The organism is Pseudomonas sp. G2-4 (genome assembly GCF_030064125.1).
In the GTDB taxonomy this organism is placed as follows: domain Bacteria; phylum Pseudomonadota; class Gammaproteobacteria; order Pseudomonadales; family Pseudomonadaceae; genus Aquipseudomonas.
Window position 1 is genome coordinate 61,528 of sequence record NZ_CP125957.1, and the last position, 12,211, is coordinate 73,738.

Genomic DNA, 12,211 nt, shown 5'->3' on the forward strand with positions numbered 1-12,211 from the left:
CACCATGAGGAGCAGTACACGGATGAACAAGGCAGTGAAGTGGGTGCTGATGTTGACGGCCGTCGCAACGGTAGCCGGGTGCCAGACGGCGCCCCAGTCCTTATATCAATGGGAGAGCTACCAGCCGCAGGTCTACGAATACTTCAAGGGCGAGCCCAAGGAAGCGCAGGTCGAGGCGCTGGAGCGGGATCTGCAAAAGATCAACGCCAGTGGTCGTAAGGCGCCGCCGGGTTATCACGCTCACCTGGGCATGCTGTACCTGAGCATGGGTAAGGATGACCAGATGGTGCAGCAGTTTCGCACCGAGAAGGTGTTGTTCCCTGAGTCTGCGGCCTATATGGACTTCCTGCTCAAGAATGCCAAGACCGGAGACGTCAAATGAGCTTTTTGAAAATTGCCGGGGCTCTGCTGGCGCTGTCGTTGCTGGGCGGTTGTGTGGCGCCCAAGACCATTGACTACTCGGCCTTCAAACAAGCGCGGCCCAAGTCGATCCTGGTACTGCCACCGATCAACGAATCCCCTGAGGTGCAGGCGTCCTACGCCTTGGTGTCCCAGGTGACTTATCCGTTGGCCGAAGCGGGTTACTACGTATTGCCGATTGCCCTGGTGGATGAAACCTTCCGCCAGAACGGCCTGACGACACCGAACGACATCCAAGGCGTTGCCCCAGGCAAGCTGCATGATATTTTCGGTGCGGACGCGGCGCTGTACATCACCATCACTGAGTACGGCACCCGCTACATGGTGATCTCCAGCGAAACGGCAGTCACTGCTTCGGCCAAGCTCGTGGACCTGCGCACCGGCACCACCTTGTGGACCGGTTCTGCCCGCGCCTCCAGCGAGGAAGGTGGGAATAACGGCGGCGGCGGACTGGTCGGCATGCTGATCACGGCAGCGGTCAAGCAAATCATCAACAGTTCAACCGACGCCGGTTACCCGATTGCCGGGATGACCAGTACGCGCTTGCTGTCGGCCGGCCAACGCACCGGAATCCTCTACGGGCCACGTTCTCCCAAATACGGGTCGGATTGACTCTCCCGCAGTGAACCGCCTGGTCACCTTTGGGTGCCCAGGCGCAGCCGCTTCGACACCCTGTAGAAAATTTTCCGGCCGTTAACCCGAACCACGAATACGCCACGTCTGAGCTTGTGAACGGATCATTCATTCACGAGGTTCAGCCCATGTCCCGTCCATTTCCATTTATGCGCCCTGCTGCCCAGGGCTTCGCCGTGACCTTGCTGGTGGCATTGGCCGGTTGTGGGTTGTCTTCGTCCCGGGAGGCGGCCAAGCCGGTCGAGCCGGTAGCTGTGGCCCCCAGTCCTGTAGCGCAAGGCGAGCTCGCTTACGTTCGTGAGCCGATGGCCAAGCGCATGGTCGCCCCGGCATCGATGGCCGCCCCAAGGGTGGCGAACGACGCCATCGCCGGGGATTACCGCGCCGAGCCCCGGGAACAGTACGGAAAACTGCCGGACAACCCTATCCACAGCGTGGCCGAAACGCCAGTCTCGACCTTCAGCGTGGATGTCGATACGGGCAGCTATGCCAATGTGCGACGTCTCCTCAACCAAGGCAGCCTGCCGCCCGAAGGGGCTGTGCGGCTGGAGGAAATGGTCAACTACTTTCCTTACCACTACGCCCTGCCCACCGACGGTTCCCCCTTCGGCGTGACCACCGAAGTGGCCCCGTCGCCGTGGAACCCTCACACCCGCCTGCTGCGCATTGGCATCAAGGCGAGCGATCGCGCCGTGGCGGACCTGGCCCCGGCCAACCTGGTCTTCCTGGTGGACGTTTCCGGTTCCATGGACCGCCGCGAAGGCCTGCCGTTGGTCAAAAGCACCCTGAAACTGCTGGTAGATCAATTGCGCGACCAGGACCGCGTTTCCCTAGTGGTCTATGCCGGCGAATCCCGGGTGGTGCTCAAGCCCACCTCGGGCCGCGACAAGGTGAAGATCCGCAATGCGATCGATCAGTTGGACGCCGGTGGTTCCACGGCCGGCGCCTCGGGCATCGAACTGGCCTATCAGATGGCTCGGGAGAGCTTTATCGACAAAGGCATCAACCGCATCCTGCTGGCCACCGATGGTGACTTCAACGTCGGTATCAGTGACTTCGACAGCCTCAAGCAGATGGCGGTGGACCAGCGTAAAAGCGGTGTGTCCCTCACGACGCTGGGTTTCGGTGTGGATAACTACAATGAACACCTGATGGAGCAACTGGCCGACGCTGGTAACGGTAACTACGCCTACATCGACAACCTGCTCGAAGCGCGCAAGGTCTTGGTGGACCAGCTCAGTTCCACCCTGGCAACGGTCGCGCAGGATGTGAAGTTGCAGGTGGAGTTCAACCCCGCCCAGGTCAGCGAGTATCGCCTGCTGGGCTATGAGAACCGCGCGCTGAAGCGTGAGGATTTCAACAACGACAAGGTCGATGCGGGCGAGATCGGTGCCGGGCACACGGTGACGGCGCTGTATGAAATTGTCCCGAAGGGTGAGCCGGGCTGGTTGGAGCCGCTGCGCTATGCCAGCACACCCAAACAGGATGGCAAGTCAGGGGAACTGGCGATGTTGCGTGTACGCTACAAGCCCGCGGAAGGTGGCAGCAGCCGCTTGATCGAGCATCCTATCGCCAGCGCGCAGGGCGAAGGCAAGACCAGCGATGACTTGCGCTTCTCGGCCGCTGTGGCGGCCTTCGCCCAACAGCTCAAGGGGGATGGACGTTACACTGGGACGATGAGCTTGAAGGACACGGCGCAATTGGCCCGCTCCGCCCGCGGTGATGATCCGTTTGGGCTGCGTGGCGAGTTTGTGCAGTTGGTGGAGCTTGCCCAGAGCCTCAAACCTGCACCCAAGCGCTGATCCCAAGCACAGCAAGGACCAAATGTGGGAGCGAGCTTGCTCGCGATAGCGGTGGACCGATCATGCTCATCATTGACTGATCCGACGCCATCGCGAGCAGGCTCGCTCCCACCGTGTTCCCTTGTTATCTGTCAGGACTGTGTTGCAATGACCGGAAGGAGTTCGTCACCTACATGGCCGCACCGATTGATCCTCCCAGCGATGAAGCGCTGCTGGCCCGCTACCGCAACGGCGATGGGGCTTGCTTTGAAGTCCTGTACGCCCGCCATCGGCAGGGGCTTTACCGTTTCCTCGTGTCCTTGAGCAACAAGGCCGAGCTGGCCGAGGAAATTTTCCAGGACACCTGGCTCAGCCTGATCCGCAGCGCGACCCAGCCACAAGGGCGGGCCAGTTTTCGCACCTGGCTGTTCCAGATTGCCCGCAACCGCTTGATCGACCATTGGCGCAAACACGGTGTCCACACGCCGTTGCACGACAGCTACGATGAGCAGCTTCACGTCCAGCCCGACGACACCGGCAGCCCCGAGCAACAGCTGAGCCTGAGCCGCGATCAGGCGCGCCTGGACGCCGCGTTGCGGGCCTTGCCCGAAGATCAGCGGGAAGTCTTCCTGCTGCGCCTGCATGGTGACCTGGAACTGCCGCAGATTGCCGCCCTGACCGGCGCCCCGCTGGAAACGGTCAAAAGCCGCTTGCGTTACGCCCAGCAGAAGTTACATCGACTGCTGGCCGAGGAGGTACCCGCATGATCGACTCCAAACACACCCCGGATCCCAACGAAGAAGTGCTGATCGAGCATTTCCGCCAACACGCCAGCGGCGAGCCGCCGGCTTCCCTGGACGCCTTCATCCTGGCCACCGCCCACCGCGAAGCCCCAACGCCGACACCGAGCCTGTGGAAACGCTGGTTGCAGGCCTGCCAACGGCCGCGCTGGCAAATGGCATTCGCCACGGTTGCCGGTGTGGCACTGATGCTCGGCCTGGTGCTGCGCTCGCCGGTGCCCCAAGACGACCTGGCCTCACCTGCTTCGATGGAGTTTTCCGCCGATCGGCAGGAGCCCGCCGTTGCCGCCGCACCACCGCCGGCCATGCCTGCTCCCGCACCGATCACCCGCATGGCGCCTCAGGGCGAACTGGCCCGGGCCCCGGCAAGCCCGGTGCAGGCCCTGGCAGATAAGCCGATGGCGAAAATGAGCAAATCCACAGCCGTCGCCCCGCCCTCGTTGGAGCAAGGCCTGCTGGAAATCCTGCGCTTGCGTCAGGCGGGTGAGACCAAGGCAGCCGATGAGAAGCTGCTTGCGTTGCATAAGCGCTTTCCCGAGGAAGACTTGCCGGCGCGGTTGGAGGCGTTGCGCAAGCGTTGAGTTAAACGGGCACTTGAGGCGCAAGGAGAGCTGCTGCTTTTAGGGCGGTTGCTTGAACAGACGCCAACACCTGTACGCCTTGATCGGCTGGCGGCTCGTGAGAAGTCCCGCTTTTGGCCGGTAGCGCCTGACGCACGTCCAAAGGTAAGCCGCTAGCTAGAACTCAGAGAGAGCTTAGAGGCTAGGGACCGACTACGCAGAACGACCCGCTATCAATTCGGCTACGTGTAGTCCGCAGCGGCAGCTTCCTTGGCGGCTTCTGTGCCCATTCAAACCATCTCTACAGCCACCTGATTTGACAAGCTCCAGAGGATTCGTATAACTGGTTATACAAATCCCGGAGATGTTATGGATATTTTACGAGAAATGCCCCATGTCTTTTTAGGCAGCCGTCTCAAGCGACTTGCCGAGCAGATGCAAGCAGATGCGAGTCTGTTGGCTAGCGATGTTGGTACATTAGTCCCACCAGGGCTGTTTCCGGTTCTCGCGCTGCTCGATGGCTCCAAAGGCTGCACTGTTGGGGATCTCGCCCGAGCCATCCGGGTGAGCCAGCCTGCAATGACAAAAAGTGTAAACCGGCTGACGGACGAAGGGCTCGTTGTCTCGAGCCGGGGGGAGAAAGACAAGCGGCAGTCCCTCGTCGAACTGACGGCGGCGGGGAGGGCTGCCGTCGATCAAGGCCGCCAAGTTGTATGGCCACTTATTGATATCGTGGTTCGCGACTTATTAGTCGGAATGTCGGGTCCTTTTCTGGAACAGCTGGATACTCTGGAAAATCGCTTGGCCGAGGAGTCTCTAGCTGAGCGCGTTGATCGCCTTAACCCTGTCAGCTTGCGACCCGCTTGTGATGCAGATGTTGCTGGAGTCGTTTTGTTACTCAATCGGGCATATCGCGGCGAAGGGGAAGGAGCAGGTTGGACGACAGAAACTGGCCTGATTAGCGGAGACCGTATTTCGGAAACAACGCTCAGGACTGAGATTGCACAGAAACCGCTCGCTTCGTTATTGGTATGGAAGAAGCGAGAAAACATCCTCGGGTGTGTATGGGTTGAGCCAGTGCAGGCGGGGACTTGGTATCTGGGGTCATTGGCAATCGATCCAAAAGAACAGAATGCTCAGTGTGGACGGCGTTTGCTCGCCGCCGCGGAGCAATGGTGCCAATCACGCGGCGCTGAGTGTATTCATATGACGGTGCTTGGAGCGCGCGACACGTTGATAAAGTGGTATGAGCGTCGGGGCTACTGCAAAACAGGTGAAACCGAACCTTTTCCTTATGACGACGACAGGTTTGGGGTTCCCATCCGGCCGGGTCTACAGTTCGAGGTCATGAAGAAAGTGCTGGAAACCTCAGCGATTCACTCGATGCATCAGGTATTGAACACATGACATAGCCAGAAACAAGAAAGCCCGCACAGGGCGGGCTTCTTGGGGTGTTTCGTAGACTGTCTGAGACAGGTCTAGACTGCGATATGGTGCACCAGGCGGGATTCGAACCCACGACCCCTGCCTTCGGAGTCCTAAAAGTCGACGTTTAGAATCAATACGTTAGCGGGGATTAGCTGGAAAATCAACGGGTTGTGTTAGCTGGAGTTAGCGGGTTTTCGCCCCGGTTAGCGGGGCGAGTGTGGCAAAATTGTGGCATTCGCACGCTATACCTGCCGCGTGGCCGACTGCAGTAATCACGGTATTGAATCTATCATCTATTCCTATCGTAATCCGGCATCTGTCCCAAGGATCGGCCTGAGTGATGCAATCATCCATGCGGCCCACGTAAACGGCCGCAATCGGCCAGAAGCGGACATTCGGGACCGAGCGTAACATCAGGCATCACGAAGCCTGTTACCCGCAGCCGGACCTTTATTTGCCCCATTATCCGCGTAGTGATCCTGACCGCAATCTTCGGCGGCTATATCCTGTTTGCGTGGCTGGGGTCATCGCATCGGATGTTCGCCTAATTGCACTACGCGCGGACACATGACGAACGTTGGCACCGCCAAAACCGACGCATGGTCGTCTATTGTGATGGTTCATTTAGGAGGTGTGATTCGCTGGCGAGCGGTATAAGGTCTAGCAGACAATTCGAGTGGAGGCTTTATATGTCTGAAGTCCAGCCAAAATCCGAAAAGCAGGAAGACGCTGAGGCCGCCGTCGACGATTTCCGAAAGGACCTTGGACCTTTTGTTGTTGCCGCTGAGACGACACGCATGGCAATGCTTTTTACCGACGCGAAGGCACCCGGCAACCCGATCGTTTACGCAAACGACAGCTTTCTAAAGCTGACTGGGTACGACCGGAACGAGGCATTGGGCCAGAGTTTCAATTCCTTACTGGAACAGCGCGTCGATCCTGAGGTCGTCGAGAAGGTCAAGTCCCAATTCGAGAAATGTGAGAATCACGACAATGACCTAGATATCGATTATTACCGGAAGGACGGCAGTACGTTGTTCGTCTCGGTTTTCATAAGCCCGGTGTGGGACGAGAGTGGCGAGATCGTGCAGCATTTCGTTTCGTTCATGGATATTACCAAGCACAAAGAGGCGCAAAGCAAGTCGGAAATGTTCATCGACGAGCTTAATCATCGCGTAAAAAACACTTTGGCCACGGTGCAGGCGATAGTCTGGCAGTCGTTCAAAAAATCATCCGATACCCAGATCGTTCGAGAGTCTATCGATTCCCGCCTCTTTGCTCTTTCTCGATCGCATGATCTCCTTACCCGTGAGCATTGGAACGGCGTGAGTTTTCGCGATTTAGTGAACGAGGTATTGGAGCCGTTTGGGGTCGCAGGCGATGGGGCGGCGCGCTTCATCATCGCGGGTCGAAATGTCCGCATTTCACCGCAGACGGCGCTGGCGCTCGGTGTCGCGCTCAACGAGCTCGCGACAAACGCCCTGAAGTACGGTGCCTTATCCAACGAAGCAGGATGCGTCCTGATCGAGTGGGCGGTCGCGCCCATGCCGGCGGGCAACAGGCTGATTATTCGTTGGCAGGAAAAGGACGGCCCAACTGTTGCTCCGCCGTCGCGCAAAGGGTTCGGTTCGCAGGTGATCGAGCGTGGGTTGTGTCATGAGCTGGCAGGGACCGTGCATCTCGACTTTCCGAAAGAAGGCGCGGTTTGCACGATCGATATTCCGGCATCCGAGCGTGCCCATGTCGAGTAAGCCGCTTGCTGGTCGGCGCATCTTGGTCGTCGAAGACGAGTTGATGATTTTGATGCTCGTCGAGGACATGCTGGCCGAACTCGGGTGTACCTCCATCACGTCAGCCGCAACTGTTGACCAAGCACTTGCTTTTATCGACGAGAAAGACTTCGATGCCGCGACATTGGACGTCAACCTACACGGGATCAAAAGCTTTCCCATCGCCGACGCGCTCATCGCGCGCGGCGTACCCTTCATGTTTGCAACCGGATTTGGCGCGGAGGGAGTGCCGGCCCGATATAACGAGCAGCCTGTCCTAAGAAAGCCGTTCCGCTACCAAGATTTATCAGACCAATTCCAGCGCCTCTTAAACTGCTAAACAGCAGCCCTTGGTCCGCGCCAACGATGAGGCGGTGCCTGCGATCTAGTCAATGAAGCGCAGGGGCGTGATCTTTGGCAGCCCAAATAGGTGTCCCGCGACCTTCCACGGCACCTTCGACTCGTAGAAGTGTTGGCGCTGATACGATTTTGACCCAGATTGCTGATTTTTGGCTGACCTATATGCACCTCTGAAATTCCGCGCAAAGACTTCGTTCGCTGAGTACTTGGGTAGGTCAATTAATTCCGGCAGCTTGGGTCAAAATCGCATAAGCGGTAACAAACAACTCTGCTACAGCGTTATGGCGTTCCATTCCTCCCGTACAGGCGGTAGCCCTGTCGCCTACTCAAACGTTCGTAATAGGCGTTCACGGCAGGAAAGTCCGGATGGGCAAGGGGTGTCTCAAACCATCGATTAACCGATAGGCCGATCGGTATGTCTGCAAGAGAAAACTGGTCACCGACGACGTAGGCCCCGGTTGAGTCGAGCTGTCTATCGAGAATTTCCATGTGCCTCAACCAGTCCTTGCACGAGGTTGCCAATGCATAGCCGTCTTGATGCTGAGGCGAATGCCTGACCAGAGACATAAAGGCATAACTCCACGATTTGTTGAGATCCGACGCTTGCCAATCGATCCATTGATCCACCCGCGCTCTGGCCCTCGCTTCGATCGGGTACAGGTCGGTGTCGCTGTAGCGAGACGCCAAGTAGCGAATGATCGAGTTTGATTCCCAGAGAGTGAAATCATCATCCTGGATGACCGGCACCATGGCATTGGGATTCAACGCCATAAATCCAGGCGTCTGGGGCGACTTGAATCCAGAGCCCCAATCCTCCCGGTCGAAGGGGATTTCAATCTCAGCGCAGGCCCAGAGTACTTTTCTTACATTGATCGATGATGCTTTACCCAGTACGCGCAACATTCCATGTCCTTACAGTCGGTGGCTTTTCCTGTCGACACTATCGCCTTGTCGAGACGACTGTCCAGTGACTGCGTCTGGCCGTTTGCTGTCCTTCACATTAGCCAGATCCGCCCTAGGAGGGGCTCGTCTTTTCGGGAATTACTAGGTGGCAGAGATCAGTTCGGCCTCAAGTGTCGGACTCTGGAGCAACTGATTACAAGGAAGATGCTTTGAATATTTAAAACAAAGACTTACAGAATTCCTTGTTACGTGGCATATCTTGGAAAGCAGCTATTAGCGTGGGCATCCAAACCGTTGTTACGTGCTGTTATCCGGGAATTTTCATTGAGTCCGTCCGGCTCCATCGTGCTCAGTTTGGTGGCTCTCAAAAATCTTGAGTGCCGGGCTGTCTTCGCGCATACATCCAACGCTGATTGGTTGCTTACTCAAGCTCTTGCCACGGGAATTGCTCAGCGCTTATCGGTGAGCAGTGGTCTGCGTGCGGGAATTGATGTTCTTGGTCGACTTCCGTTTGCCCTGCTCCGCATTTCCGACAAATCACGGTGGTATCTTCCAGTCTCCACTGAAGACTCCACGCGATTACTTCGCTACTCGTTGCCATTTTTGTGAGTATCCATGCGTTTTTGCTAGGGGCTGCGCTCTGAATTGAGCGTTTCAGGCAGTATCAGCGCTAAAAAATTCTATTCCATCCGCATAATTTTTCAAATCTACCAATGACGGCACCCTCTCTCTGCCAGATGCACCGCCTTCGCCAAGGCTGCACCTGTGCTGTCATGCAGACCAACTGATTAGTGGTGATATAGGTTCACCTTGTGATTTGGTAGTGTGTCTGCGATTTTTTACTAGTCGTGATACCTAATATGCTTAAACCGATACTCCTGGTTGAAGACGATCCGAAAGACCTTGAACTCACATTGTTCGCTTTGGAACGTACGCAGCTAGCAAATGAAGTGATTGTTGTGCGGGACGGCTCGGAGGCGTTGGACTACCTGTTTTGCCGCAATGCGTTTGCTCACCGCGCCAGGGGCAACCCGGCCATCGTCCTGCTTGACCTTAAGTTGCCGAAGGTGGACGGCCTTGGCGTATTGGAAACCATCCGAGCCGACGAGGTACTGCAAAGCATCCCGGTTGCAATGCTCACGAGTTCCCAGCTGGATACTGACCTGACCCGTGCGTATGAATTGGGTGTGAATTCATATGTGGTTAAGCCTTTTCAGTTGATAGAGTTCGTTGAGGCCGTTGCCAAGCTTGGAATGTTTTGGGCCGTATTGAACGAGCCGCCTCCCGGTTCCGTTCGTCCTGTGCGTAAGTAGGAAGTGGATTTTTTGCTCTGCTACTTGGACGCTTCACACCCTTTTGGATGCAGTGAGAAAAGAGAAAACCCAAACGGTTCGAATAACAGGACATTCGTTAAATAGCCCACTCCGGTGGGCTTTTTTGTGGCCGCTGGATATCACACCCCGGATGTCTGGTTTACCATTTCCCATGCTCATGGTCCGAGCACCACGTATCTCCAGGAGGTCAACGTGTCGTTACCCATCACTGCCCGGCAACTCAACGCCTTGCGCGCACTGCAACGCACCGCCCCCGAGCTGGGCGACCTGGCTACGTCGATTGCTCTGGCGTTTGATGCGTCCAACATCGAAAACCCGCAGCTGGCACGCTTGATTCTGGAGAAGACCTGCCGACGCATCGTGGCGGGCCAGCCCGGTAGCCGGGACGCCATGATCCAGCACCTGGAGACCTTCGGAAACTTGAACTGTCTGTCGCCCGGGAAGGTCACTGAGTTTACCGACCGGATCAGGAAGATGGCTTACCCATGTCGGAAGGTATCCAGAAAGAAACTCTGAGCTTCATGCTCGAGGGCGACCCTGCAGGCGACGTGCGCCGACTGTGTTTATGACCGTCTGCTTTTGGCCGATAGCCGCCTATGACTAACGCCCCTTTGGGAATGATTATCTTCAATCCTGCACGTTTTCATTACCCAGCGCGTGCTCGAAGGACTTGGTAAAGGCGATAAGATCACTATCCAAGACCTGACATAAATCCCGCAACTGCACCGTATCCAGCCGCCTTACCCCTCTTTCCACATCGCTCATGAACGATTGCGGCCTTCCCAGAGCGGCAGAGCATTGCGCCTGGGTCATCCCTGATTCGATCCTCATGCGCTTCAGCACCTGCAGAAAGATCACATGCTCGCGTCGATAGATAGCCTTTGTCATAGCCGTGTCCGGGCAAGGTTCGGCTGATAACGCTATATCTGCTTTTGGGATATCTGATTTTCAGTTATTTTATCTGTGCACGTTTGGTTTAGGAGGCTGCATGAGACTTATCTGGGAGTTGTTTCGCTTGGCATGGGCCGTCGGGTGTTTGCCGGTGGGTGCGCTTTTGCTAGTCGTGGTGGTTTTTTCCGGCTTCAACCTGCCATTCTTTCTGGGTTTTAACAGTAGCGAAGACCCGGCAATCCGTTGGCTGTTCTGGGTCTTGGTTCTCTACTTCGTCGGGGGAGGATGGCTGTTCTCCAGAATCAACCAGAACTATGCCGATAAGCTGAGAAAAATGGTTGCCGGCTATCAGGCTGAAGGGTTTCATCCGCAGGTAGAGGTTTTCGCGAAGATCAATGACGCCTACGTTGGTGTCGACCTGCAATCGAAAAGGTTGCTGGCCTACCCCGTTGGTCAGGATGGTCATCTCTTCCGTTTGGATGAGATTCGCTCCTGGCGCATCCTTCCAGTCGGCAAGAGCAACCATCGGTTGGAGCTGTTGACCAGCGATTTGGCAATTCCAACGTTTAGCCTCGCGCTTAAAACGGCCGACGTGACCAATACGGAGGCACGGCTGCATTCAATCTTCAGCACTTAGCTGGATGATGGAGCCTTCACTTAGCTATTCGGAGTGGCCCGATGACCGACGTAACCGCAGGCAGTGTTTGGCAGGTAGACATCGCTCAACTGAAGCTAGCTAACGCCACCATGCGTTTGGCCAATCAAGCGCTGGCTTCTGACGATGTTGCCGTTCTATCCGCTCTCGGTTTTTCGCTCGCCCACATTCGAGAGCTGAGGCGCAAAGGTGGCTTCAGACCATCTTCCATTGCGCAGAACACACGAATGATCAATTGCTTACAAAAAAGGGAGCCTGCACATGCTCATTAACTACATGCCATTGAAAATCGCGTCCAGCGTTCTGGCGACAACGACGATCGAATCTGTCCGCCGATCCACTTCGTATCATGCCTGCGGCTGGCAGATTCTTGACCGTTGGGCGTTTAATTCTCCCGAGCAGCTTCGCGCACTTGAAGCACAGGGAGAGCTGCTGCTTTTAGGGCGGTTGCTTGAACAGCAAATCGTCGAGCATGAGGCGCTTATCTCGCCCCTTGGATTGGCGCAGCGGAGGCAAGGGCTTGCAGAGCATGAGGTTCTTGCGCTGTCAGGCATCTCTACCGAGTTGTGAGCCATCGGCGGCAGCGCGTTCTACCAAAACTTTTCAGCCGTTGGCAGCAGTGGGGTCTCGGGGCTTGCCCTGAGCAGGGACGGTAGGCAAAGCAAAGAAGTGAAACG

15 protein-coding genes are annotated in these 12,211 nt (G+C 56.7%); 13 read left to right on the plus strand and 2 right to left on the minus strand.

Annotation, left to right across the window (positions count from 1 at the left end; all coding sequences use genetic code 11):
* Window positions 1-22 precede the first annotated feature (22 nt).
* The 8 genes from QNH97_RS00330 (at window position 23) to QNH97_RS00365 (ending at window position 7,731) form a co-directional block, all read left to right on the plus strand.
* Complete coding sequence (locus QNH97_RS00330; RefSeq protein WP_283555086.1) at window positions 23-382, plus strand: DUF4810 domain-containing protein; 360 nt, start codon at window positions 23-25, stop codon at window positions 380-382.
* Window positions 379-1,032 (plus strand): DUF799 domain-containing protein, encoded by a 654-nt coding sequence (locus QNH97_RS00335; protein WP_283555087.1) that lies wholly within the window; start codon window positions 379-381, stop codon window positions 1,030-1,032. The genes QNH97_RS00330 and QNH97_RS00335 overlap by 4 nt, the downstream gene beginning before the upstream one ends.
* 149 nt (window positions 1,033-1,181) lie before the next feature.
* Window positions 1,182-2,855, plus strand: a complete 1,674-nt coding sequence (locus QNH97_RS00340; protein WP_283555088.1) for a vWA domain-containing protein — start codon at window positions 1,182-1,184, stop codon at window positions 2,853-2,855.
* Window positions 2,856-3,028: 173 nt separating this feature from the next.
* Window positions 3,029-3,601 carry an RNA polymerase sigma factor gene (locus QNH97_RS00345; protein WP_283555089.1) on the plus strand — a complete coding sequence of 191 codons (573 nt, stop codon included), beginning with the start codon at window positions 3,029-3,031 and terminating at the stop codon, window positions 3,599-3,601.
* Window positions 3,598-4,215, plus strand: a complete 618-nt coding sequence (locus QNH97_RS00350) for a hypothetical protein (RefSeq protein WP_283555090.1) — start codon at window positions 3,598-3,600, stop codon at window positions 4,213-4,215. The genes QNH97_RS00345 and QNH97_RS00350 overlap by 4 nt, the downstream gene beginning before the upstream one ends.
* Before the next feature lie 348 nt (window positions 4,216-4,563).
* Entirely contained in the window at window positions 4,564-5,601 is a 1,038-nt protein-coding gene (locus tag QNH97_RS00355) for a helix-turn-helix domain-containing GNAT family N-acetyltransferase (RefSeq protein WP_283555091.1), read from the plus strand.
* Between the two features lie 710 nt (window positions 5,602-6,311).
* The gene (locus tag QNH97_RS00360) at window positions 6,312-7,373 is read left to right on the plus strand and encodes an HWE histidine kinase domain-containing protein (protein WP_283555092.1); all 1,062 of its coding nucleotides are present in this window, start codon (window positions 6,312-6,314) and stop codon (window positions 7,371-7,373) included.
* Window positions 7,363-7,731 carry a response regulator gene (locus tag QNH97_RS00365; protein ID WP_283555093.1) on the plus strand — a complete coding sequence of 123 codons (369 nt, stop codon included), beginning with the start codon at window positions 7,363-7,365 and terminating at the stop codon, window positions 7,729-7,731. The genes QNH97_RS00360 and QNH97_RS00365 overlap by 11 nt, the downstream gene beginning before the upstream one ends.
* A 299-nt stretch (window positions 7,732-8,030) precedes the next feature.
* Here the strand turns inward: QNH97_RS00365 and QNH97_RS00370 are convergent, their stop codons facing one another.
* Entirely contained in the window at window positions 8,031-8,654 is a 624-nt protein-coding gene (locus QNH97_RS00370) for a glutathione S-transferase family protein (RefSeq protein WP_283555094.1), read from the minus strand.
* 860 nt (window positions 8,655-9,514) lie between these two features.
* On the opposite strand from QNH97_RS00370, the gene QNH97_RS00375 reads away from it, so the two are divergent.
* Window positions 9,515-9,967, plus strand: coding sequence for a response regulator (locus tag QNH97_RS00375; protein ID WP_283555095.1), 453 nt, complete (start codon window positions 9,515-9,517; stop codon window positions 9,965-9,967).
* 213 nt (window positions 9,968-10,180) lie between these two features.
* Window positions 10,181-10,504 carry a hypothetical protein gene (locus QNH97_RS00380; RefSeq protein WP_283555096.1) on the plus strand — a complete coding sequence of 108 codons (324 nt, stop codon included), beginning with the start codon at window positions 10,181-10,183 and terminating at the stop codon, window positions 10,502-10,504.
* A gap of 111 nt (window positions 10,505-10,615) precedes the next feature.
* Here QNH97_RS00380 and QNH97_RS00385 read toward each other — a convergent pair whose 3' ends face one another.
* Window positions 10,616-10,876, minus strand: a complete 261-nt coding sequence (locus tag QNH97_RS00385; RefSeq protein ID WP_283555097.1) for a helix-turn-helix domain-containing protein — start codon at window positions 10,874-10,876, stop codon at window positions 10,616-10,618.
* A 100-nt stretch (window positions 10,877-10,976) separates the two neighbouring features.
* On the opposite strand from QNH97_RS00385, the gene QNH97_RS00390 reads away from it, so the two are divergent.
* From QNH97_RS00390 to QNH97_RS00400, 3 genes are read left to right on the plus strand one after another with little or no spacing between them, the layout of a single operon-like run.
* Complete coding sequence (locus QNH97_RS00390) at window positions 10,977-11,516, plus strand: hypothetical protein (protein WP_283555098.1); 540 nt, start codon at window positions 10,977-10,979, stop codon at window positions 11,514-11,516.
* 41 nt (window positions 11,517-11,557) lie between these two features.
* A complete protein-coding gene (locus tag QNH97_RS00395; protein ID WP_283555099.1) occupies window positions 11,558-11,806 on the plus strand; it encodes a hypothetical protein in 249 nt (82 codons plus the stop codon).
* A complete protein-coding gene (locus QNH97_RS00400) occupies window positions 11,796-12,104 on the plus strand; it encodes a hypothetical protein (protein ID WP_283555100.1) in 309 nt (102 codons plus the stop codon). The genes QNH97_RS00395 and QNH97_RS00400 overlap by 11 nt, the downstream gene beginning before the upstream one ends.
* Window positions 12,105-12,211 lie beyond the last annotated feature (107 nt).